Annotated in this window: 18 protein-coding genes, 2 tRNA genes and 1 pseudogene; 5 read left to right on the forward strand and 16 right to left on the reverse strand. The window is 59.6% G+C overall.

The annotated features are described in order from the left end of the window. Nucleotides 1-258 (forward strand): hypothetical protein (locus BISU_RS13065; protein WP_233419498.1); only part of this gene is annotated, 258 nt, incomplete at its 5' end. A gap of 347 nt (nt 259-605) precedes the next feature. Here BISU_RS13065 and BISU_RS01825 read toward each other — a convergent pair. The 8 genes from BISU_RS01825 to BISU_RS01860 all read right to left on the reverse strand — a co-directional run bounded on the left by BISU_RS01825 (nt 606) and on the right by BISU_RS01860 (nt 9,526). Then, nucleotides 606-1,451 (reverse strand): ABC transporter ATP-binding protein, encoded by an 846-nt coding sequence (locus BISU_RS01825; protein WP_202805537.1) that lies wholly within the window; start codon nt 1,449-1,451, stop codon nt 606-608. A 34-nt stretch (nt 1,452-1,485) separates the two neighbouring features. Beyond that, a complete protein-coding gene (locus BISU_RS01830) occupies nt 1,486-2,583 on the reverse strand; it encodes a taurine ABC transporter substrate-binding protein (RefSeq protein ID WP_024462912.1) in 1,098 nt (365 codons plus the stop codon). Nucleotides 2,584-2,634: 51 nt separating this feature from the next. Then, entirely contained in the window at nt 2,635-3,465 is an 831-nt protein-coding gene (locus BISU_RS01835; protein ID WP_202805538.1) for an ABC transporter permease, read from the reverse strand. A gap of 74 nt (nt 3,466-3,539) precedes the next feature. Further along, nucleotides 3,540-4,682 (reverse strand): iron-containing alcohol dehydrogenase family protein, encoded by a 1,143-nt coding sequence (locus tag BISU_RS01840; RefSeq protein ID WP_202805539.1) that lies wholly within the window; start codon nt 4,680-4,682, stop codon nt 3,540-3,542. 49 nt (nt 4,683-4,731) lie between these two features. Continuing rightward, complete coding sequence (locus tag BISU_RS01845; RefSeq protein ID WP_024462909.1) at nt 4,732-6,075, reverse strand: aminotransferase class III-fold pyridoxal phosphate-dependent enzyme; 1,344 nt, start codon at nt 6,073-6,075, stop codon at nt 4,732-4,734. Between the two features lie 392 nt (nt 6,076-6,467). Then, a complete protein-coding gene (locus BISU_RS01850) occupies nt 6,468-7,664 on the reverse strand; it encodes a PucR family transcriptional regulator (protein WP_024462908.1) in 1,197 nt (398 codons plus the stop codon). A 325-nt stretch (nt 7,665-7,989) separates the two neighbouring features. Continuing rightward, on the reverse strand, nt 7,990-8,709 hold the full coding sequence (locus tag BISU_RS01855; protein ID WP_081672607.1) for a sulfite exporter TauE/SafE family protein: 720 nt from the start codon (nt 8,707-8,709) through the stop codon (nt 7,990-7,992). Between the two features lie 364 nt (nt 8,710-9,073). After that, complete coding sequence (locus tag BISU_RS01860) at nt 9,074-9,526, reverse strand: VOC family protein (RefSeq protein WP_202805540.1); 453 nt, start codon at nt 9,524-9,526, stop codon at nt 9,074-9,076. 161 nt (nt 9,527-9,687) lie between these two features. On the opposite strand from BISU_RS01860, the gene BISU_RS01865 reads away from it, so the two are divergent. From BISU_RS01865 to BISU_RS01875, 3 genes are all read left to right on the forward strand, one after another. Next, on the forward strand, nt 9,688-10,044 hold the full coding sequence (locus tag BISU_RS01865; protein WP_024462906.1) for a hypothetical protein: 357 nt from the start codon (nt 9,688-9,690) through the stop codon (nt 10,042-10,044). Nucleotides 10,045-10,463: 419 nt separating this feature from the next. After that, a complete protein-coding gene (locus BISU_RS01870; RefSeq protein ID WP_024462905.1) occupies nt 10,464-11,030 on the forward strand; it encodes an RBBP9/YdeN family alpha/beta hydrolase in 567 nt (188 codons plus the stop codon). Between the two features lie 121 nt (nt 11,031-11,151). Beyond that, a complete protein-coding gene (locus BISU_RS01875) occupies nt 11,152-11,946 on the forward strand; it encodes a M50 family metallopeptidase (RefSeq protein ID WP_024462904.1) in 795 nt (264 codons plus the stop codon). A 458-nt stretch (nt 11,947-12,404) separates the two neighbouring features. Here BISU_RS01875 and BISU_RS01880 read toward each other — a convergent pair. Beyond that, nucleotides 12,405-12,478: transfer RNA gene (locus BISU_RS01880), tRNA-Pro, on the reverse strand. Nucleotides 12,479-12,772: 294 nt separating this feature from the next. Here BISU_RS01880 and BISU_RS01885 point away from each other — a divergent pair. After that, the gene (locus BISU_RS01885) at nt 12,773-13,999 is read left to right on the forward strand and encodes a hypothetical protein (protein WP_024462903.1); all 1,227 of its coding nucleotides are present in this window, start codon (nt 12,773-12,775) and stop codon (nt 13,997-13,999) included. A 174-nt stretch (nt 14,000-14,173) separates the two neighbouring features. On the opposite strand, the gene glgX is transcribed toward BISU_RS01885, so the two are convergent. The 7 genes and pseudogenes from glgX to pyk form a co-directional block, all read right to left on the reverse strand. Then, nucleotides 14,174-16,315 (reverse strand): glycogen debranching protein GlgX, encoded by a 2,142-nt coding sequence (gene glgX, locus BISU_RS01890; protein WP_152599030.1) that lies wholly within the window; start codon nt 16,313-16,315, stop codon nt 14,174-14,176. A 218-nt stretch (nt 16,316-16,533) separates the two neighbouring features. After that, on the reverse strand, nt 16,534-17,112 hold the full coding sequence (locus BISU_RS11895) for an NUDIX hydrolase (protein ID WP_226839180.1): 579 nt from the start codon (nt 17,110-17,112) through the stop codon (nt 16,534-16,536). A gap of 249 nt (nt 17,113-17,361) precedes the next feature. Then, nucleotides 17,362-18,248, reverse strand: a pseudogene (locus BISU_RS01895) (Nif3-like dinuclear metal center hexameric protein); the annotation flags it as partial. 87 nt (nt 18,249-18,335) lie between these two features. Then, nucleotides 18,336-21,254, reverse strand: a complete 2,919-nt coding sequence (gene polA, locus BISU_RS01900) for a DNA polymerase I (RefSeq protein ID WP_024462900.1) — start codon at nt 21,252-21,254, stop codon at nt 18,336-18,338. A 57-nt stretch (nt 21,255-21,311) separates the two neighbouring features. Next, nucleotides 21,312-22,103 (reverse strand): ANTAR domain-containing response regulator, encoded by a 792-nt coding sequence (locus tag BISU_RS01905; RefSeq protein ID WP_024462899.1) that lies wholly within the window; start codon nt 22,101-22,103, stop codon nt 21,312-21,314. Between the two features lie 82 nt (nt 22,104-22,185). Continuing rightward, nucleotides 22,186-22,259: transfer RNA gene (locus tag BISU_RS01910), tRNA-Leu, on the reverse strand. A 220-nt stretch (nt 22,260-22,479) separates the two neighbouring features. Then, the gene (gene pyk / locus BISU_RS01915; RefSeq protein ID WP_024462898.1) at nt 22,480-23,922 is read right to left on the reverse strand and encodes a pyruvate kinase; all 1,443 of its coding nucleotides are present in this window, start codon (nt 23,920-23,922) and stop codon (nt 22,480-22,482) included. Nucleotides 23,923-24,114: the final 192 nt, after the last annotated feature.

Here is a 24,114-nt window from a genome sequence, read left to right on the forward strand (position 1 = left end):
CTGGGGAGCCTGCCCGTTCGTGGGAACATGCTGACCTTGCTGGGGAGCATGGCCGAATTGCGGTCCTGCCGGCTGGAAAGCATTCGCACCGTATGCAGCCGTCGCCGGCTGGGAGGGTTGCTGTGGCTGTTCAGACGGCGTCTGTCCGAACGGAACCTGCGCAGGGCCGGAATCACCTGTCGGGTTCTCGTTATCGAATCGCGTCTAGTCCGTATCCGATGTCTGGTTTTCGTCGCTCATGGAAAGCTCCTTTCTTGATTGACATCTGCCCGCCTTGGCACCACATACAAGGCCCCCTTGCCAAGGAACTGCAACAATGCCGCTGCAAATATCTCTTCAACCCTATCAAACGGGGCACACTGCGTCAGCAACCGTCCCATAATGCAGCGCTTCTCGCACCGATTAGGTTTGCGGTGCCGAGCTGCGGTTTCGTGTAAAACTCAATCGCTTCAACCGCTATTCATGGCTGAACAACGATCTGTTCGCTCCCCGTTCCGCAAACGCCATGACTTATCCTATGGGAGCCTTGGTATGCATATGCCGCACGCTCGAAGACGTGCGGCATATGCATACCAACTTTGCTCATTGCCTGATATACCGCGACCTTACTGCTGGTCATCCTGTTCGTAGATGGCTTCGGTGATTCGCTCGCGCAGCTCTACGAAACGGGGATCAGAACGTACCTTCTCCATATCTTCCTGATTCGCCGTATCGCGAGGAATGTCGATGGGGATGTCCATTTTGATGGTTCCTGGATGCGCGCTCATAACGATGACCCGTGTGGCGAGGAAAATCGCCTCGTCGACGCTATGAGTGATGAAGAACACCGTGTTCTTATGATCCTCCCAGATGCGCAGCAACTCATTCTGCAGGCGCTCGCGAGTCAATGCGTCCAAGGCACCGTACGGCTCGTCCATGAGGATGAGATCCGGGTCGGTGGCGAGCACTCTGGCGATTTGCGCACGTTGCTGCATGCCTCCGGAGAGTTCGTAAGGACGACGATCGGCAGCATCTTTGAGACCGACCAGCTCGAGATACTGTTCGGCTCGCTCCTTCCGCTCATCCTGCTTCACATTCTGCATTTTCATGCCGAACTCCACGTTTCCGCGCACGGTGAGCCACGGATAGAGAGGCGGCTTCTGGAATACCACGCCGCGACGGGGGCTTGGCCCTTCGACCTTGGCGCCGCGGAAGATGATTTCTCCCTCAGTTGGCTTCTCGAATCCGGCCAAGGCGTTGAGCAATGTGGTTTTGCCGCAACCGGATCGTCCTACGACGCAGATGAAGTCGTGCTCTTTGATCTGCAGATTGATGTCGTGCAGCGCAATAACTTCATCTCCTTCCTGTGTGGTGAATCTCTGTTGGAGCCCTCGGATATCGGCAGCGATTCCTTGCTTGCTCATCGCAGTTCGCTCGGTCAGCTCGTCCCAAGCCATCGTCTGTTCACTCATCGTGACACTCCTTTCGTGCTGTGCGAATGCAGTCCTACTGCTTCGCCACCGCGTCGATCGCCGTTGTGTAGAGCGCTGGCGCGTAGTCCGCATTTACAGCGTCAAGATCGCCTTGGCCTTTGAGGAACTGCGCAGTCGCCTTGAAAATGCCGGGCAGTTGGTCGGAGAATATCTTGGACTGCTCGGCAGCGTCCGGGTAGGAATATCCCTTGAACTGAACTTTGACGTCCTTCGGGCTGTTACCGAGTTGCGCCGATATCGAGTCCGCGGCGTTATCGGGATCGCTGGCGATGAGGCCGATCGCGTAGTTCTCAACCGCAGTCCAAGTTTCGACGGCGCTGGGATTGGCTTTGATGAAGTCATCCGAAACCAGTTCCATGTCGAAGGTCGCAGCGCCGTTCTTCGCCGTTGCCGCGCTCGAAGTCACGACCGAACCACCGTCCGCTTTGAGTTTGGAAAGCACCGGGTCCCACACCCATGCCGCGTCTATCTCGCCACGCCCCCAAGCCGCAGCCATCTTATCAGGGTCGAGGTTGATGAGGTGGACGCTTGAAGAGTCCATGCCGGCCTGGCTGAGCGCGGACAGCAAGCTGAAGTGCGAAGTGGAACCGAATGGCACGGCAATGTTCTTACCAGCGAGATCCTTGATCGATTTGGCCGACGAGTTGTGGGCCACCAAGGATTCCGCCTCGCCGATGATGTCATGGATCCACAGAACCTTGACCTTCAGATTCAACGGAGCCGATACCGATTTCACGGCCGGGCTTGATCCGGCCAGCCCGATGTCGACAGAGCGCGAGCCGAACGCCTGCACCACATCGCCTCCGGAATTGAACTGATTCCATTGGATGGTTGCATTCGGTATGCAGGCCTCGAGCAGCTTGCGGTCTTTGACGACGAGATCGGCATTCGCAATGGCCTGCCAGGCGATGCGAATGGTGCCTTTGGCTTCCTTATTGACGGTGACGGGGCATTTCTCAGACGAAGCATTTGAAGCGCCGGAAAGCTGGTCGGCCTTTTGCATCGCTCCACATGCTCCAAGCGATCCGACGAGCATGGCACTCACCGCTACCGCGATGCCTTTGATCCATGCGCTGCGTGAATTCGCGAATAATATTGTCTTGCGTTTCATGATTGTGCCCTTTTTGAATCGATGAATAAACTGGTTTCGTTGGCCTGTTCCTTATTCCCTTCCGACCCATGGCGTGACCATCCGCGTGAGCAGCACGATCAGACCATCGAGGGCAAAAGCAGCGATGCCGATGACGATGATGCAGGCAATGGTCAGTGGCGTATTGAGCTGAGTGCCAGACAAATAGGCAAGTGCACCGATGCCTGGAATGCCGTTATTCAGCTCAGCTGCAACGACCGTAGTCCATGTGAATCCGACAGCCAGCCTGATGCCGCTCATAATCGACGGCAGTGTGCTGGGAAATACCACGTGTACAAAAGCCTGCAATGTGCCGGCACCCAATGACTTCGCCGAATTGACGCGATCAGTACTCACCCCGGAGATTCCCTCCACCGTTGCCAGCACGATGGGCGGGCATGCCGCAAGGAACAGCAGCCATATCTTTGAAGTATCGCCGATGCCGAACCAGACGATCAGCAGACCGATGTAGCCTAGCGGCGGCAGTGCTCGAATGAAATTTACATACGGCATGATGATGCGATTAAGCCAGGTCACCGATGCGAGAATAAATCCAAGCAGCACTCCGGCGATAATCGCGAATCCCATGCCGACGCCGATACGCTGCAGGCTGGCCAGCAAGTGCTGCCAGAGGAAATATTCCTGCTCGCCGCAGACGATTTTGTTGGATCCTTGAGTGATGGGATGACAATTGTTTGCCTTGACCAGCGCATTCCATACAGAGCCTGGACTTGGCAGGTAGAGAGGGTTCACCAGTTTCGCGGCAGTGACCGCCCACCAGACGACAATAAGCAGAATCAGCGAAAAAATCGACTGAAGCCTACGTGAACCATTTGCAATCGTTGATAGCATTCGCTGTTTCATTGTTCCCGTCTTTCTCATTGGATTGCTTCCTGTAAGATCGCCGGGCCGCTTGTTTCCTATCCCGGCAATCGGAGTTAACCGATGCCGGCCAAGCTGCGATACATTGCGTCAAGCATGTCATCGCTGATTTCAACCGGATTGTTGTACAAGTTAGGATGTCTGCTGATGCGCACCAGCTCGGCTATCTGCTCGTCGCCAAGGGACAAGTCGCTCAGATCGGTGCGCAGGCCCAGACTCGCCTTGAGCTTGTAGATTGCATCCGCCATGGCACTGGCGTTCGCAAAGCCGAGCGCCCGGGCGAATTCCTGTACTCGGCCGCCTTGGGCGTCCTGATTGATTCTGGCGAAATAATCCAGCGTCAGGGCGCAGGCCTCGCCGTGCGGGATGCCGTAGAGGTTCGTGAGTGGGAAGGAACAGGCGTGCGAGGATGTGGTCTTGGGAAGTGTGAATGCCAGGCCGGCGATGATCGAGGCCTCGCACATCTTCTCCCGCGCCTCTATGTATGCAGCCTCGTCGTCGGGATGAGCGGCGGCGATGGGCAGATACTGGAACACAAGTTTGGCCGCATGCAGCGCACAGGCGTCGCATATCGGCTGGTGGCCTTTGCTCCAGAATCCTTCGATCGCTTGGCTGAGCACGTCCATGCCCGTGCACGCCGTGACGTATGGCGGCACGGAATAGGTGAGCTCGGGGTCGACGATCGCCACGCTGGGGTAGAACCCGTCTGAGACGATCGGCGCCTTCTTGCCCAGCGCGCGGTCGGTGAGCACGGATACGCAGGTGACTTCGCTTCCCGTTCCCGCCGTGGTAGGCAGGGCAATCAATGGCAAATGCTCGCCCGGCAAGGTCTTGCCGGTGCCGTGGTATTGCGCAATGGACTCATCGCCCATGCAGATGCTGGCCGCCGCCTTGGCGAGGTCCATCGCGCTGCCGCCGCCCAGAGCGACCACGAATTCGCAGCCGTTGGCCTTGATCGCCGTGGCGCAGGCGTCGACTTCCGTGACATCGGGGTTAGGCGAGAACTGTGAGAACACCGTGGTCAGCATGCCATCGCGGGCGTCGACCAAACGCTGCGCCTGGCCGTTGCGCACGAAGGATGGCGTGGTCACCAGCAGACCATTATGCAGCCCCATCGAAGCGGCCACATCGTTGACTTCCGTGGCGCGGCCCTTGCCGAAACGGATGGCCACCGGCTGTGCATAGTCCCAGTTCATCATCTCACCTCCTTAGTTGTGGTGATCTCAACGTTGTCGTTGCTATTGGCCGTCAGTTGCACAGGTTCTCGTCGACCCATGTGAGCACTTCGTCCAGCTTGGGAAGCTCCTCGCGCAGCTGCTCCTCGGTGATGGTCAGCGGCGGGCAGATGTTGATGTTGCTTTCACGCCCGAAGGTGGCGAATCCTTTTTCCATGAGCTTGCCCATGATGGTGGGCATCACCGAATGCGCGTCGTGATACGGCGACATCAGCTCGCGGGTCTCCTTGTTCTTCACGATGGTGAGCGCCGCGAACAATCCGATGCAGCGAGCCTCGCCTACGCAGCGGTGCTTGGCCTGCATGCTTTCGAGGTAGGGCTTCAAGATGGCTTCCATCTCCAAGACATGCGCACACACATCGTGCTCAGCGTAGTAGTCCATCGTGGCGACTCCTGCGGCACAGGCCAGCGTATGCCCGGAGTAGGTCAGGCCGCATTGCAGCACGTTGTCGCAGAAGTAGTCGGAGATGGCCTTGGAGACCACCACTCCGCCCAACGGCACATAACCGCAGGTCACGCCTTTGGCGAAGCTGAACATGTCGGGCTGAATGTCGAAGTTCTGCCAGGCGAACATTTTGCCTGTGCGGGCGAAGCCGGACATGACTTCATCGCAGATCATCAGGATGCCGTACTTGTCGCACAGTGCGCGGATGCCTTCCAGATATCCCTTCGGCGGCAGAATCACGCCATTGGCGCCCACCACGCTTTCCAGGATGATCGCAGCGACGCTCGTCGGGCCTTCGTACTGCAGCTGCTCTTCGAGACGCTGCAGATAGTCGGCGGTCACCTCCGCATCATCGACGCCGCGCGTGTAGCCGTTCTCGTACATGTTCGCATTCATGAAGTGTACGAACCCCGGCAGCGATCCGCCCGTCTCGGCGGCGAAGCGACGCCAGTCGCCCGAAGCGTTCGATGCGGCATACGTGGCGCCGTGGTAGCTGCGGTAGCAGCTCAGGATCTTCGCGCGCCCGGTGACCATGCGGGCCATTTTGATGGCGTTCTCGTTCGCGTCCGCGCCGCCGTTGGTGAAGAACACGCGCTGGTAGAAGTCGGCTCCCGCCACTTCGACCAGTTTTTCGGCCAGACGGGATTTCGGCTCGGTGGCGTATGCAGGCGACATGAAGCACATCCGGTCGGCTTGTGCTTTTATGGCGTCGACGATCTCGGGCAGCTCATGGCCCAGATTCGAGCACACCAGCAGCGAGGACATGTCGGCGTAGCGCTTTCCCGCATAATCCCAGAAGTAGATGCCGTCGGCTTTGGAGATCGCCGTGACATCGCCTCCCTGCTTATGCCAGGGCTGCATCACATGCTCGCGGTGCAGCTGGGCCACCTGTTCTCCTGTCAGTTCCTCCATTGCGTTCCTTCCTTGCGAGAGCGGGCCGCGCCATCAACGAATATGTTGCCGATGCGCGAATGCAGTCCGTGCGAAGCGGTTGTCATCTGACCGTGAGGAGCTTGTGTTGCTTGCCTCCGTGGGTCTTATCTAGCAGTCTATGGAGGCGATGCTCAGCCAGCAATGCGCCAGCGCACGAGACTCTTTGTGCTCCAGCATAAAGAAACGAACGGTGCCACAGAGCTGGCAGCGGTCATGGTTGCCGCTCTGATTGCGGCTTTGGCTGCGCCCCTGAAGGCGGTTGCACGGGTCTGGAATGAAAGGAACGAGAAGGCTTGCGGCAGCTCCATTCAGCGGTCGTCTGCAGCTTGCGTTCAGGCTTTTTGGCTTATTTCAGCCGTTCCCGCCTGCTCTCAGCAGTCGAGCAGCTCCTTGACGTGCAGCCCGATGAGCAGCTCCATGCGCACCGAGAAATCGGAGAGGTTCACGCCCAGAAGATCCTGTATCTTGCTGATCTTGTAGTTCACGGTGTTTCTGTGCACGAACATGCGTTCGCTGGTTTCCTTGATGCTGCCGCTCGAACTCAGATAGTTGTTCAGCACCTGCGTCAGATCGCCGTCGTTCACCCGGTCATACTCAATGAGCGGGCCGATGCTGTTGATGTAGTAGTCCTCGAGGATCTCCTGATCATCGATTGAGAGCAGCAGCCTGTCGACGCCCGCCTCGTCATAGAGCAGCGGATCGCGCGGCTTGCCTCGATGCCTCTGCAGCCTGTCGAGCATAAGCCCCTGATGATAGCTTTTGCCGATGCACCGCGCGGAATGCGTGACCTTGCCGACCCCTGCGAAGATCTGCTCGTTCTTTGCAAGCGATTCGACGCAGAGCGCAAGTATCTCATGCACCATCGCGGCGGCAGCGTCAATCGCGTATCGCGCGAACACGAGCACGATGCGATGCTCGATCGTGAGCACCACCGAGCGCCATTGCCGCATCGTCATCAGGGATTCAATCCGGCGCACGAAAGCATCGAGCCGCGAATCGGGCACATAAGCCCCGGTAGCGACGCCACGCGCCACGGCGCATACGTCGAACACGGCGACGCAGTAGTTCCAGTCCTTGCCGAAACCGTCCTGCTCCATGTACTCCATGTACATCTCTTCGCGCGCGGGCCAGAAGATGGCGTTCTCCAAAGCCGCGGCAAGTTCGATGCTATGCTTCTCGCTCATCGTGATGTCGAGGCTGAACTGGTGCATGATCTGCGCCATATGCTCGCTCCACGGGACCCGGAACAGCGGAAAGTCGCGCTCCTTGCAAAATTGGATGACGTCGGGGCCTATCGAGTGGATGAACGGTCCGAGATTAATCACGATGCCGCTGGCCCCGCAGTGGTAGGCGCTGGCGACCAGCTCCTTAAGACCTGCCTGCGATTCCAAGCCGATGCCGGTGGTGAAAGCGATCTCCTGTCCTTCCAGGAAGCCGGCGATCTCCTCGTTCTCCACCATATGCACCCATCGCACCGGGCGCTCCAGCCCTTTCGAGCCGGTCACCAGCACGATGTCATGGCCCTGCGCCAGCGCCTGCTCGTACAATTCCTTCAATCGGACCGTCATAGCCAGATGCTCCTTTCATGCTCTTTTCGATGCTCTTGCCTGTCCTCCACCCGGCAAACGCTTTGCCGGCGCAAGGCACAGTCACGCACGTCTGCGTGCCTTCATATGCCGACTATTTCACACCTCGATGTACTGCTCATTACGATGCATTCCCGTATTCCTCCATGCCCCGCAGACAGGCACATTGCGCTCTCTTGCTGCCGCCCATCGCGCTATCTCATCCGTAGCACCCTACTCACAGCACACTCGCTTGCAGTGCGCTTCAACTTCCTGTGCGCAATCACATCACAATCGCTCACACCACAATCGCTCACACCACAATCGCTCACACCACAATCGAAATGCCGGAAACGATAAGCAGCACATAGGTCAGCAGCAGAAATGCGCGCTGGCTGATGCGCCGCTGCAGCCGATTGCCCACGACGATCGACACCGCAAGCAATGGCAGGCCTAACGCCGCCAGCACCAACGCATGTGGGGTCCATTCACCAGCTACGACCTGTTGCGCACCCATGAATATGTTCAGCGCAACCCACACGCAGGAGACCGTCGCTCGGAACTCGTCCTTGTCGCGCAGCACCGCTGTGGCATACACCACGAGCAGCGCCCCGCCGGACACGAACAGGCCGTGCACGACGCCCGCCATCAGCAGCACCGCAATCAGCACCCACTGGGGAGGATTGCTGTGCGCAGGGAAGAACAGACCATATAGTGCCACGAGGATGATGAAGATTCCGTATGCTTTCTGCAGCGGGGCGATGGGCAGCAGACCGTAGAGCATGATGCCCGCGACCATGCCGATAGCCATGAACCCGACCATGCGGGCAAGCTCATGCCAGCGAATATGCCGACGGTTCTGCACGCCAATCCACAGGCAGGATGCGAACGCCATCGCGTTGAGCACCACGCGGGCCTCGCCCGTGCCGATCAGCAGCATCGAGGCGGGCATGGCCAGCACCGTTCCCGCGAATCCCGTGATCGCCTGAATGACATTGGTAACAAACAACACCGCCAGGAACAACGCGTCGCGCATCGTCTCGCTCACATCCACCTCCTTTCATGGGGTTGTCCGCAGCCCTGTCTGCCCACGAAATCTCATTCGCAAACCCTTGGCCTTAGCCGGAAACGATGGCGGAATCTGCAGAAAACAGCAAGAGCCTTCGCTGTGAGGCCGCTTGCATGGCTACTCGCACACTTGCCCGCAAACTGCCTGCAAGCGGATTAGGCAGTCTCTCATGTCCGCCGTATCCATTGCGCCTCTCACAAGCCTCCTGCACGAATACGCACGATACAGACCCAATGTAAAAACGTGATTACGAGATAGCAGGCGTCTTCGTCTGCTTGTCTGCATACGCTCTGTGTGTCGCGGCGTACGCCCCTATGGCACCAAACATATGCACCTAGCGTCCTTAGAAGTACAAACAGCCCGCGAGATCAACCATGGCGCCGGACACATGTACATCTACAGTTCTCCCGTCTCGATGTATTCGAGCACTGTGCCGTCGGGATGCCCGAGCGATCAGCCGGGCGCCATTAGGCCCGGAAGCTGGCCCTTCCACAAGCTCGCCGCCTGCGGCCCGAATGGCGTCGACCACCGGTCGAATATCGCGGACATTCACTGTGACCGCATGGGAGCGAACCTCGTCCGACGCGCCCTGAACAAGCAGGAAAACGCCCACCTTCGCCAGCCGAACCTCGCCAAAATCGAAACGATGCGGAGCTTCGCCGTCAGCCAATTGCTCATATAATGGCAGCGCCTTCTCGATGTCGTCCACATAGATGCGCGCAAGCACGCTGACGATATTGCTGCGGTTCATGGTCGGCTTCTTTTCTCGAGCATTGTTGTAGGTTAGATCCGACATTCAGCATAGCGATAGTCCTAAATCCAAAAGTTTTACCAGTCTACTGATAGAACTTTCCGAATCAGAGAGGTTTTACCAGTAGACTGATAGAACTTTCCGATTGATGGCGCGCACAAGAGGATTGATGATTCAGGTCCGGATGGATGTGATAGCGTGTCGCCATGCATGAGAACTGGATTGAATACCGGCGCGAAGGCGACCATGAGCGCTTGGGATGGATTGTGTCGGAAGGCGATGGCTTCGTCGCCATTGATCTGCTGGGCGAGCGCCGAACCTGGCCTGTGGACTGGATGGCGGCCGAGCGGTGTCTTGACGAACTCGGCCTGTCGTATCTGTTCGAGCCATATGAAATGCTGACCGAGGCAGGCGCATGGGTTCCCGTTCGTATCGTCAACGCCTCCCCCAGCGCAATCGAGGTCAAATCCGAGGACTACGGTGCCATCGATGCGCCATCCACCGCATGGAAGTTGCCGTTCCCGAAACCAGCTGTGTTGCGCCCGACTGCGGGTACTCAGTGATATGCCGAGACGAACAATATGCCAAGATGAACGGTCCGTTTGCCTATATCGCGAAGAAAAATTCCGAATTTCGGACTCACGCGGACGCATCTCGCTTATGTGAGGCGTTATTAAGGTGCTGCGGAGGTCTATCTGCGTTATGTGAGGCGCTATTTCTTAAAGGGCCGAGTATCAGGAGGCCGGGAACCGCCGTTTTGGGCCATTGATACTTGGGGTGCCGTGGGATTAACGCCTCACATAAGCGAGATAGCCGCAATTATCAGGACTTCTTGTATCAATGTCGACAGCTCGCACCCGATATGCTTAAATTCGCTGCGAGGCGAACATACTAAAGCACTCCCCGATTCAGCAACAACGCAGCGGTATGCTTGTGAAGTTAACGTGTTGAAGTATGTCCACCCAAGGAAAGGCGGCATTGCATGGCGGACGTCTACGTGGTTCACGGCTTCGAATCGAATCCTCAAGCCAACTGGTTCCCCTGGCTCAAGCAGGATGTCGGCACGGCATTGGGGCTTGATGTCAAGGTGCTGAATCTGCCCGATCCTTTCCATCCGACGCCGCAAGCATGGGATGTGGCATGCGACGAGCAAATTCAGCGATCCGATGGGTTCACCATCGTCGGCCACAGCCTCGGCTGCATCCAGACCGTGCGGTTCGTGGAGCAGCATGACCTGCACGACGTCAACCTCATTCTGGTGTCGGGCTTCGACGAACCCTTGAGCACCATTCCAGCCCTCGACGATTTCACCAAGACGCCCATCGACTACGCCAAGGTGCTGCCGAAGCTCGCCCGCGCGGTGGTAGTCAGCGCCATGGATGACGACGAAGTGCCGTTCGTCTACACGCAGACGCTCGCTCGCCATCTGCACGCGGCCTTCATGCTGCTGCCCGAAGGCAAGCATCTGAACTGGGAGCAAGGCTACACAAAGCTTCCCATCGTCGAAACGATTCTGCGAGAGTTTATGACCGTTTCGGACGGGCAATAAGCAGCCGTACATTCACTGGGTTCGGCATCCTTCTCTTCGTCCGGAGGCTGCCGTTTCCCAAGCAGCCTCTCGTGGATAGCCGCACACAGCTAATCCCAATTTCGCATGGCACAATGGCCCTATGATATTCGCTATCCTTCAAAGCGCAGGCTCCCAGCTGGATGCCATGCTGCAGGCGATATGGGCCTCCTCAACGACCCGGCTGCCGCCGCTAGACGTGCGCGGAATCATGCTGTGTGCACTCATCGCGCTTGCTGCAGTGCTGCCCGGCCCGGTATGGCATGTGACGAGAAACGCCATCACCATCGCGCATGAAGGCGGGCACGCGCTTATAGCCGTGCTGACCGGCCGCAGGCTCGAATCGATTCGTTTGCACGCCGACACCTCGGGTGCCACCGTCAGCGCAGGCAGAAACCGTGGCCTCGGTCTGATGCTGACGACCTTCGCGGGCTACATCGCCCCTGCGCTCTGGGGATTGGGCTGCGCGGCGCTAGTCGCGAACAGATACGCGAGCGCCGCGCTGTGGCTGCTCGTGGTACTGCTGGCCTTCATGATCGTGCGGATCCGCAACGGGTATGGCTTCGCTGCCATCATCGTCGCGCTGGCATTGACCATCGTCATATCGTGGTGGGGTGCCGCAGCGTTGCGCATCTACGCAGGTTATACGCTGGCCTGGTTCCTGTGCTTCGGGGCGATTCGCCCCTTGTTCGAACTGTATCGCCAAAGAGCGATGCATGGCGCCCGCGATTCCGATGCCGATATGCTGGCGCAAAGCACCGGCGTCCCCGCCCTACTGTGGATGCTGTTGTGGCTCGTTCTCGATCTCGGTGCCCTGTGGCTCGCCACGCACTGGATGATACAGGATGCCGGCGGCATTGGCGCTGTGTTCTCCCCAACCGGATTCTGGAATCACTGAACGGGCCGGAGCAAAGCATTCAACGCTGATTATGCCGTCTGCTGCAGTAAATCGCATAAGGAAAGGTCCCGAAAAGAGCAGGAAATTGGGGGTATGGAACAGTAGGCTTTCTCATGACCTTTGCTTCATGTCATGAATTTGAACGATAATCCTACGACAAATCAAATCATCCACAGAACTCTCAAAAAAATATGGACATCGTCTGCGGCGATGACTATGCCCAGCGACGCACGCTCGTACATTGTATGCTGCTACAAACAGCCCACCGGACTTTCAAAAAAATGGAAACAGCCTGCGGCTGCCACATTGTTTAGCGACGTGCGCTCGTCAATCGCGCACTGCTACAAACAGCCCACCGGGCTTTCAAAAAAAACGGAGACAGCCTGCGGCTGCCACATTGTTTAGCGACGTGCGCTCGTCAATCGCGCACTGCTACAAACAGCCCACCGGGCTGTTTGTCGGGCTGACAGGATTTGAACCTGCGACATCCTGCTCCCAAAGCAGGCGCGCTACCAAGCTGCGCTACAGCCCGAATGCCCAAGGGCACAGCTATCTATTGTATAGCAACCTTGGACCGGCTATGACGCACGTGTTCTCTTGCACGAGGCCGTTCATGAGACGCATCCTCACCTGCTCGTACATACCGGCCGGATACAATGGGCACGCGAACGGGGGCAGCACGGCGATTCGCACCGCTGAACGCCCTGTCCGCGAACAAAAAAGAAAACGACCACAGGCACAACGGCAACGGCAGCGGCGACAAACTAAAAACACGGAACAGCACCACTATCCCGAAACAGCATAGAAAGACACGGAAAGAACGACTATGGGACGGCATCAGCATGCGGAATCGGCGGGACTTATGTCTTTCCTGTGCTGCGCCCTGATCGGCGGCATCGCCATGACGCTGTATCTGCAGCTGGCACCGGCGATCTGGCAAGTAAGCCGCAGGCTGTTCACCGTGTCCTCGGGCATCGTGGCCGCGTGCGGCGTCGTGTCGTTCATCGTGGCGTATGCTGGCAAATCGCGCTCGCTGAAGGGACGGAGCAGTTGGCTTATCGTCACGCGCAGAATCATCGAGATCCTCGCCTTGTCGGTCGTCTATGCCTCCACGCTGTTCCTGGTCACATTCATGGTGCTCGGCGTCATCAACGAGCTGATGGGGCGCTCGTTCATCAGCTACATCGCCGCGCTATGCGCCGGATTCGCTGGCGTGTCGGGCTATGTGACCTTTGTGCAGGCCTCGCTGATGGATGCCAAAACCATCGCCTCGCTGCTGCCCTTCTTCGTCGTCTCGGGCGTGAGCACAGCGGGGCTGACCAGCGATGACCCGTACTGGTACAACAATAATTTCTCGCAGCTGGGCGACCGCACGACCTTCGCGGCCCAGATGTTCAATTCGACGCTGATGCTGGCCGGCATCTGCATCGTCATCATCAGCTACTTCTCAATCTCCGAGCTGGTGACCACTTACCGGATGCGACGGCTCTGGCCGGACGGTCACGCCCCCGGGCATACGGAAAATATCAGCCATTTCAAGGTGCGCATTGGATGCTTGGCCGCTCTGCTCACGCTTTCGGGCATCGCCTTCGTGGGAGTTGGACTGTTCCGCTACACGCCGCATCCGATCATCCACAACATCTTCGCGCGCGGACTGCCCGGCATTATGACGGTGCTGCTCGTGGGTCTGCCATGGATCGCGCCGCAGCTTTCGCGCGCCATGTATCTGGTTTCCGATCTGGCGATCGTGGTATGCGCCGGCGCGGGAATCGAATGGTTGCGCGCGGACAACACGCTGACCAACGTCGAGGCTTTGGCTGGACTGCTGTTTCTGGGCTGGTTCATCGTCTTCTCGCGCCAGATCGCCGCCATCGAGGCCGACCGCATCCAGACGCAGCTGCTGCATCATCAAACGGACAACGCGCTCCCGGCCATCGCCTCATCAGCGCCGAGGCCGGAATCGCGGACAGAGCCAACTGCTGCGCAATCATCCGGCAACGACACGCCTGCACGGAACGACGAACTCGAGCCGAAGCCTTCGGCGAATCGCTGAACTCTTGTGAGTTCGCCTCGATAACGCGCGGCATCTGCGTTGCATGTAGCGCTATCGAGTGTTGCAGAGGTCTCTCTAACGTCATGTGTTAGCTGATTCGGGTTGCTGCTAGCCCGTGAATCAGCTAGCGGCAACCCGATCGCACGCGCAGCAGCGGCTCTATAGCCCCGTCTCTCAGAAGTTGAGCGGCGACTTGGGCTTCTTGGCGCTCATGAGCAGCAGGAAGCTGCGCGACTGCGCGGTGATGGAGAATCCCGCTTCATAGCTCAGCTCCGGACCCTTGGGGTTGTGCGTGTCCACGATCAGCTGCCATTTGCTGCCGTACTGCTCGTCGGGCAGCGTGAACATGATCGGCTCGTAGTGGGCGTTGAAGATGAGAATGAAATCGTTGTCGACCATCCGATTGCCATACCAGTCGGTTTCGGGGATGTCCGAGCCGTTGAGGAACAGCATCACCGAGAAGGCGTGCGTATTCGACCAGTCATCGATATCCATGATCGAACCAGTGTGGTCGAACCACTCCGCCTGCGGAATCGTGGAGCTGTCGTCGTTGGGGCCACGGCCGGTGAAGAATCGGCGCCGGTGCAGAACCGGATGCTCAAGACGCAGATGAACGAGCTTGGAGACGAATTCGAGCAGATCCTGCCGCGATGAATCAAGGTCCCAGTCCGTCCAGGAGATCTCATTGTCCTGGCAGTAGGCATTGTTGTTGCCCTGCTGGGTGCGCGCCACCTCGTCGCCGCCGCTGATCATCGGAATGCCCTGGCTGACCAGAAGAGTCGAGAACATATTGCGCATCTGGCGCTGGCGCAGCTCCTTGACGTCATTGATGTTGGTCGGCCCTTCGACCCCGCAGTTCCACGAGCGGTTGTTGCTCTCGCCGTCGCGGTTGTCCTCGCCATTGGCCTCGTTGTGCTTGGAGTTGTAGCTCACCAGATCGTTCATGGTGAAGCCGTCGTGCGCGGTGATGAAGTTCACCGATGCCACCGGTCGACGCCCATTCACTTGGTAGAGATCGGAGCTGCCCATCAGTCTGCTGGTGAATTCGGGCAGCGTGGAGGGCTGCGAGCGCCAGAAATCGCGCACGCAGTCGCGGTAGCGCCCGTTCCATTCGGACCAGCTTGGGGGGAAGCCGCCGACCTGGTAGCCGCCGGACCCCACATCCCAAGGTTCCGCGATCAGTTTGACGCGCGAGATGACCGGATCCTGCTCCACGATGTCGAAGAAGGCCGAAAGCTTGTCGACCTCCTGGAACTGGCGGGCGAGCGTGGCCGCCAGATCGAAGCGGAAGCCGTCGACGTGCATTTCGGTGACCCAGTAGCGCAGCGAATCCGTGATGAGCTGCAGGGCGTGCGGCGAGCGCATGAGCAGCGAGTTGCCGGTGCCGGTCGTATCGAAATAATGCCGTTTGTCATTGTCGACAAGGCGGTAGTAGGACTCGTTGTCGATGCCCCTGAAGCTCAGCGTCGGTCCCTTGTCATTGCCTTCAGCGGTGTGGTTGTAGACCACGTCGAGGATGACTTCCATGCCGGCGCGATGATAGGCCTTGACCAGGGATTTGAATTCGTTGACCTGCTCGCCGCGCTGGCCCGAGCTGGAATAGGAGTTTTGGGGCGCGAAGAAGCCGATGGTGTTGTAGCCCCAGTAGTTGCTCAGGCCCTTCTGCTGCAGGAAGGGATCGTTGACGAACTGGTGGATCGGCATGAGTTCGATGGCGGTGACGCCGAGCTTCTTGAGGTATTCGACGACGCTGGGATAGCCGAGGCCGGCATAGGTGCCGCGCAGATCCGGAGGAACATTGGGGTTGAGGTTGGTGATTCCGCGCACATGCGCCTCGTAGATGACCGAATCGTGATACGGGATGTCCGGCAGCTGGTCGCTGCCCCAATCGAAGTACGGGTTGACGACGGCGGCCTTCATCGTATGGTCGGCCGAGTCGAGCGTATTCATCGTCGCCAGATCGTCGGGATGATCGAAGGAATACGAGTACAGGCTTTCGTCGCCGTCGACGTTGCCTTCGATCGCCTTCGCGTAAGGGTCGAGAAGAAGCTTGTGCGGGTTGCAGCGCAGCCCGTTGGCCGGATCGTACGGCCCGTAGACGCGGTAGCCATAGCGCTGCCCCGGCTGGATGCCGGGAATGTAGTTGTGCCAGATATAGGAATTCTGTTCGGTCATCTCGACGCGAGTCTCGTTGTTGTTCTCGTCGAACAAGCACAGTTCGACTTTCTCAGCTACCTCAGAGAACAATGCGAAGTTTACGCCGGCACCGTCATAGCTTGCGCCAAGCGGATACATGGAACCTGGTCTGATTTGCATAGACACTAGTATGGCACAAGCCGCTGCTCCGCGTTCGAGGTTGCCTGATAAATCCCGGATTTTCGCCATTTCTTAACGTTGCCGCGTTAAGCCGACAGCGGCTTGGGCGAGCCGGCTCGTGCCTTGCGCTCCCCCACGGTCATGCGACGAGCCGCGGCTGGCCTGCCGGGACGAGATAGGCGGGAAAGCAAATAAGACTTGGCCTCCGCCCTTCGCCTTCAGCCTTTGCTTGAGGTTTCCTCGCGCAGGCGACGCAGCTCCTCGTGCTGGATCGCGATGACCGGATTCGACGAGGTGATGGGCAGACGGGAGAGCTCTCTCCAGCTCACCCAGGCTGATTCCACGTATTCATCGGCGTCGAAGTGGCGTTCCACGCTGTGCCAGCGGTCCAGATGCAGCACCATGACATGCGCGATTTCGTCGCACATCCCCTCGGAAGAGTGGAAGGCGCCGACGTGATCGATCCGAACGGCGCCCGCTTCAGGCTCCACGCCGGTCTCCTCGCGCAGCTCGCGCAAAGCGGCCTTCTCCATGTCCTCGCCCGGGTCGATCAACCCGGCAGGTATGCCGTAGGCGAAGACGTTCGACCCAGCACGATACTCGCGTTCGGCCAAATACCGGTCGTTTGCCGTGTCGTGCACCAGCATCACGACGCTGGGGGCATGGCATACCACCTGCCTGCGGAGGGCCACCGGCTCGCCCTCATGCGTGGAAAGCAGCACCGCGCGATCCTCAACCGAGAAGATGGCCCCCTGATAGACCTTCTTCGTGCCTATGATCTGCGCCGGCTTGTCCATATCGATGCGCGTGCCCTGCACCGCCTCGTCATCGTGGGCGGCTCCAAGCGCAGAATGACGCCCTTTTCTGGCCTCGACGTGCTTCATGTCGTCGTTCCCCTTTGCTGTTGTGGCCGGCTTGTTGTTCGACTCGACGGCGTCGCGAAGGATGGCAGACCGCGCCCCTCGCCGGGTCCGCTCGTAGGAAACCCTCTGCCCATCGAAAGACGGCATGTCAGAAGCGTGCTTATCGGAAGCGAGATCATCGTACGATATCGACAGCTCCCAAGGGTCGGTGCTGCGTTCGATGCGCCGCACTTCGTCGAAGCCCTGTGCGCCGCTGCGTTCCATGGCTTTCGGCACGTCTTCGATGGCGTAGCGCAGCCAGAGCGATTCGATGGCGCTGTGCGCGGTGTTGATCAGCGCGGGCCGGCCGGAGGAATTCCCCCGTCCCGCTGCAATCCCATCGGCGCGAAGCGAGGCCTCATAGCGCATCTGCTGCAGCGTGTCGGTCGCAGGGTGGTGACGCAGATCGCTGGTCACATACACGTCGGCGGCGCACTCGCGCACCTCGTCGAACATGGAGTCGCCGGAGCCGGGCAGCACGGCGACGCTGCTGACCAGCGCCGACGGATCGCCGCCCACCTGCACGCCCAGCTTCGTGGGCGGCAAGGCTGCGGCAACTCGGCGCGCGAATTCCTCCAGGCGCAATGGTTGCTCAAGCCGTCCGATGCGGCCCAAGCCCACCGGCTGCTTCGCCTCTGAGTCGGCCACCGGAATGAGGGGGCGCTGCTCGATCAGGCCAAAGGCATCAGCGGCTGCCTGCGCGACCCCGCGGTACGCGCAGTCGGCGTTGGTATGCCCGACCCACAGCGCACAATGGCCCCCATGCAATTCACCGACGATCGCACCGCGAAAATCAAGTCCGGAGACGGCGTGCACCGGGCGGAAGAACAGCGGATGATGGCATATCAGCAGGTCGGCGGACATGGCCAGGGCCTCGCGCACGACCTCCATGGTCGGGTCGACCGCGAAGGCGACGCGGCGCACCGGCGCATGCAAGTCGCCGACGATCAGCCGGGTGCGTCCCATTCCTCGGCGTATCGAAGCGGATACAGGTCTTCCAGCACATCAACGACTTGCTTGAGCGTAGGCATATGGGCGTCCTTTCTCGAGACTTGATGATGTCGGCGGCTGGAACTTGGGCTAGCGTGAGACGGAAGGCGCTGACGGCCGGTCGGCGATCAGTGGGCGGCGAGCTGCCAGTCCGCGCCGATGCCGATCGAGACATCCAACGGAACGGCGAGGTTCACGGCGTGCTCCATGGAGTCCCTGACGAGGTCGCTCACCTGTTCGGCCTCGCCCGGCGCGACTTCGATGACCAGTTCGTCATGAATCTGCAAAATGATGCGGCTGGCGACCCCGGCCTCGCGCAGGAGACGCTCGGCGCGTATCATCGCGAGCTTCATGATGTCGGCGGCGGAGCCTTGAATCGGAGCGTTCAGCGCACCGCGCTCGGCGGCGTCCCGCGCCACTCGGTTGGCTGACTTGAGCGCCGGGAAGTAGCGCCGCCTCCCGAAGATGGTTTCGGTGTATCCCTTGCGTTTGGCGGTCTGGACCAGCGATTCGAGATAGTCATGGACCTTGCCGAAGGTCGCGAAGTACTTCTCTTTGAGCACATCGGCCGCCGCAGGGCTGATCTTGAGCTGGTGCGCCAGACCATAGGTGCTCAGCCCGTAGGCCAGACCGTAGCTCATGGCCTTCACGTGACTGCGTTGGTCCGAGGATATATCAGCCACAGGCAGGTCGTAGACCAGACTCGCCACGTACTTGTGGAAATCCGTGCCGGAGCGGAAAGCCTCGATAAGCGCCTCGTCACCGGACAGGTCGGCCATGATGCGCAGTTCGACCTGCGAATAGTCGCAGCTGAGCAGCGATTCGTAGCCTTCTCCCGGCACGAAGGCGGAGCGGATCTCACGCCCTGCGGCATTGCGGTTGGGGATGTTCTGCAGATTCGGATCCACCGAGCTCAAGCGCCCCGTGGCGGCCACGGTCTGCTCGAAAGTCGTATGCACCCGCATATCGCGCTGGTTGGTGGCGTCGATAAGCGTCTGCACGATCTGCTTGAGCTTGTTGGTCTCGCGGTGGCGCAGCAGTGCGCCGAGGAAGGCGTTCGCCCGTTCGTTATTAATTGACTTGACGTAAAGATCCTGCAAGGAGGCGGCGTTGGTGGTGTAGGAGCCGGATTTGGTGCGACGCGTGGGTTTCAGGCCCATATCGTCGAACAGCACCGTCTGCAGCTGCTTGGGGCTTTGCAGGTTGACTTCGGTGCCGGCGGCCTGCCACGCGATCTCCTGTGCCTGGTTGGCTTCGGCGGAGAACTGGTCGCGCATCTCAGCCAGTCGCCGCACATCCACATGGGCGCCAGCGTGCTCCATGCCGTGCAGCACATCGGAAACAGGCATTTCGATGGAGCGCAGCAGCCCGAACTGCCGACGTTCGTCGAGTTGCGGCGCCAGCGTGTCAGCAAGTAGCCGCACGATGGCCGACTGCTCGATCACGCTGTCGAATTCGCCGCGTTCCGGCTGATCGTCATCCAAGTCGAGCTGGCCTTGAGCCACTGCATCGGACGTCTCCACCCGGATGTCGAGGAAGTGCTCCGCGGCCTGTTCGAGCCTGTCTGCATGGAAATCCGGGTGGACGAGGTATCCGGCCAGCTTCGTGTCGAAATATGGGGCGCTCAGACTGAGACCCGCCGCACCGAGGATATGCTTGTGCTCCTTGTATCCATGCATGACCAAGGAATTATGACGCTCGTCGAGAAGCGCCTGAAGCGCGTCATGGAGTTCATCGCCCATATCGCCATGCAGCACCGCCGCATGGCTGTCAGCCAGCAATACGATCATGTCCAGCGAGGCATGGCCCGGCTTGGGCGATCCCGAGGCATGCAGCACCCATGTCGCCGCCATGCCGGAAACGCATCGGACGGTGCCGTCTACGATCTTTTGGAAGTCCTCGGGCGATTCAGCCGACGCCTCGCGCGACGCGCCGTTTGGCGCCTTATCCGGCATGCCCGCCGGCTCAGGCGACTGCGATCTGGCAGCAGGCGTCTCGCCACTGCCTTCTTCGCCGACGGAGGCTGCCGGGCAATACCGCTGGACCCAGTGGCGCAGCGCTTCGGCGCCTTCGATAAGCTCCGTCTGCGGCTGCACAGGCAGCTGCGGCGCATCCTCGGCATCAGGGGAACTGGGAGTCCCGGAGCCGAGCGCGCCGAAGGTCCTAAGCACTCGCTGTTTGGTGCGCGCGCCGAATTCGAGTTGGGTAAACAGCTTGTCGAGCGCAAGCGCATCGACCTGGCCGAAGGTGCAGTCCTCGATTTTCACGCCGAGATCGAGATCGCGCACCAGCGCGTTGACCTTGCGGTTGAGCCTGACCTGGTCCAGATTGGCGCGCAGGGATTCGCCCTTCTTGCCGGAGATATCCGCCGCGTGCTCGATGATGTCTTCGAGTGAGCCGAACTGGTTGATCCATTTGGCCGCGAAACCGTCGCCCACGCCCGGCACGCCAGGGATGTTATCAGCGGTCTCGCCGCGCAGCGCGGCCAGATCGGGATATTGCTGCGGCGTGACATGGTATTTCTCCACGATCGCGTCGGATGTCATATGCTTGAGGTCCTTGAAATGATGCCCCGGATACAGCACGGTGATTGCATCATCGACCAGTTGGAAGGCGTCCCTGTCGCCCGAGAGCACCAGCGTGCGATACCCCCGCCGCTCCCCCATCGTCGCCAGCGTGCCGATCACATCGTCGCCCTCGTATCCGGGCTTTTCGATATATGTGACGCCCAGCGCGGCAAGCATGTCCTGAATGAGCGGAAGCTGGCTGAGCAGCTCCTCGGGCGCGGCGTCACGCGTGCCTTTGTACTGCGGCAGCATCGTGTTGCGGAAAGTGCCGCCCGCGACGTCAAAGGCGACGGCAAGATGATTGGGCTTCTCCGCCTCGATCACTTGGGCGAGCATGGTGGCGAAGCCCCATACCGCATTGGTGGGCTGGCCTGATGACGTCGAAAAATTCTCGACGGGCAGGGCAAAGTACGCACGGAACGCAAGCGAATGCCCATCGACGACCAGTAATGTCCCCTCCGGACTCTTTTCTTCGCTCATGTCCTGCCTATCGCTTGCCTATCGGACTTTGCCTTCCACGCTATCACGCGCGGATTTTCACTCGCTGGCCTCAGGCTTTTCGTCGCCGTATTTGGCGATGATGGCCATGGCCAAGCGCTTCTTCGGAATGCGCTGATCCATCGAGGTCTTCTGGATCCAGCGGAAGGCTCCCTGCTCCGAGAAGTCGGCCTTATCCATCAGGAGTCCTTTGGCACGATCGACGAACTTGCGCTCTTCGAGCGTGTCCTCAGCCTTCTTGAGCTTCTCTTCGGTCTTCTTGAGCTCGTCCTGCGCCTCCTGAAGGCGACCTTCGCTGCGCTCCACGCTGTCGAGCAGATCGTTGATCTCCGCGAAGCGCCCCATGGCGACCTCGAGGGCCGGCAGCAGCTTGGATTCCTCGTAGGGCTTGGTGACATAGGCCATCGCGCCCGCGCCCGTCGCCTGCTTGACCAGATCAGGCTGCGAGTAAGCCGTCAGCATCACCACCGGGGCGATGTTCTCGTCGCAGATGGTGCCTGCGGCGACGATGCCGTCCATGCGGGGCATCTTGACATCCATGCACACCACGTCAGGGCGGAATTTACGGGTGAGCTCGATGGCTTCTTCGCCGTTCGCAGCCTCGCCCAGCACTTGGTAGCCATTGTCTTCGAGCATCGCGACCAAGTCCATGCGGTTCACGGATTCGTCTTCGGCCACTACGACAGTGGGCTTGTGAGGCTTCTGTTCGCTTTCGGCGGATTTTTCGCTCGCTGCAGCCACATCGCCCTGCGCTACAGCCTTGAGTTCCTCGTCGGTGAGCACGGGTTCGGTGACATCGGACGCTTCCGTCCCCTTCTTCTTTGTAACCATCTGAAGCCTCTTTCCACAATCCATTGTCGCCCGGAATCCATCCATGATTCATTGCATCGAATACGGCTTGACCGGCCTGACGTGCCCTTGGTGGGACTCGAACCCACACTGCACAGATTTTGAGGCTGTTTCCTCTACCAATTGGGATACAAGGGCGTTGCATCGTTGGGCGCGACGCTATTCGCGTCTCACTGCCACATGGAAATTTACCATACTCAGGCGACCACGCAAATCGTGTGTCGCCGATCTGCCCAAAGAGACAGCTGCGAGAACGGCTGATGCTGCGAATGCCGGATAGCCTGCTATATGAAACAGGCTATCCGGCATTCGCAGCATCAGCCATCAGCTATGCCAGAAAAGGCTGGAAGAGCCGATATCAGTCGCAGGAGCCGACGGTGTGCACGTAGATGGAATCGGTGCTGCCCGACTGATGCGATCCCTGAGCGGAGCTGAGGACGACGATCTTATCGCCATCGGTGACCTTGCCGGCATCGCGCAGCGTCTTGTCGGTGAAGACCATGAGATCGGTACGGCTCATATCATGGTAATCGCCCGGCAGCAGGAACGCCTCGGTGCCCCAGCTCAGCGCGAGCCAATGATAGGTGTGCTCGCTGTTGGTCAGGCCGTAGATCGGCGCGACCGGACGCTCGCGCGAGACGCGCTGCGCAGTGTGACCGGTCTGGGTGTAGGCCACGATTGCCTTGGCGTTGAGCTTGTCGGCCAGATCAACGGCAGCCGAGGAAACGGCGCCGGTGCTCGACATGTCGAGGACCTTGAGCTTGGGGATGCGGTCGTATCCATGCTCGGTGGCATAGCCTGAAATGCGGCTCATGGTATCCACCGTCTCGGTGGGATAGCTGCCCACGGCCGTCTCGTTCGACGTCATCGTGGCATCGGCGCCATCGAGAATCGCGTTGGCGCAGTCGGAAGCCTCGGCGCGTGAAGGCACCGGGGAGTCGACCATCGAGCCGAGGACCTCGGTCGCGACGATAACCGGCTTGGCGTACTGACGAGCCAGCTCGATGCAGCGCTTGGTGACCAGCGGGACCTCCTCGAAAGGCATCTCCACGGCCATATCGCCTCGGGCGACCATGATGCCGTCGAAGGCCTTGACGATATCTTCGAGGTTCTCTACGGCCTGCGGCTTCTCGATCTTGGCGACCACCGGCAGGCGACGGCCTTCCTCGTCCATGATCTCGTGGGCGCGGTCGATGTCGGTCGCGAAGCGCACGAAGGACATGGCGAGCATATCGGCGCCGGTCTGGATGGCCCAGCGCAGATCCGCCTCGTCCTTCTCAGTGAGCGCCGGCAGGCTCACGGCCACGCCGGGCAGGTTGATGCCCTTGTGGCTGGACACCGGACCGGCCACGATCACCTTGGTGTATACGTTGTTGCCCTCGACCTTGGTGACCTCAAGGCGCACCTTGCCGTCGTCGATCAGAATCGGATCGCCGGGGTGGCAGTCGCCGGGAAGGCCCTTGAATGTGGTGGAGGTGATGCGCTCGTCGCCCTCGACGTCGTCGGTTGTGATGATGAATTCCTGGCCGCTCTCAAGCTGGACCTTGTCTTCGCCCGCAGTGTTCTTCTTGAACCATCCGCAGCGAATCTTCGGACCTTGCAGATCGACGAGCGCGGCGACGTTGCGGCCGGTCGTCTTGGAGGCCTGGCGGATGTTGTTGTACACCTTGAGATGGTCCTCGGGAGTGCCATGCGAGCGGTTGAGACGCGCGACGTCCATACCTGCCTCGACGAGCTTCGTGAGGTTCTCCAGCGATTCGGTAGCGGGACCGATGGTGTCTACAATCTTGGCTTTTCGCATGAATGCCTACCTATTCTTATATATGAATCATTGGGTCGTCGTATAACCCAGCTGACTTGCTCCTTAAGTCTACTAGTAAGGCCATGTCGAATCCATGACATGGCCTTGGCGTGTTGTGAGCGCTCACGACGACTCTGCTTCCGCAACGGCGTGCGGTTTCAGACGCTCTCGGACTCAGAGGGAAACCGCCCT

Source organism: Bifidobacterium subtile (genome assembly GCF_000741775.1).
Taxonomy (GTDB): Bacteria; Actinomycetota; Actinomycetes; order Actinomycetales; family Bifidobacteriaceae; genus Bifidobacterium; species Bifidobacterium subtile.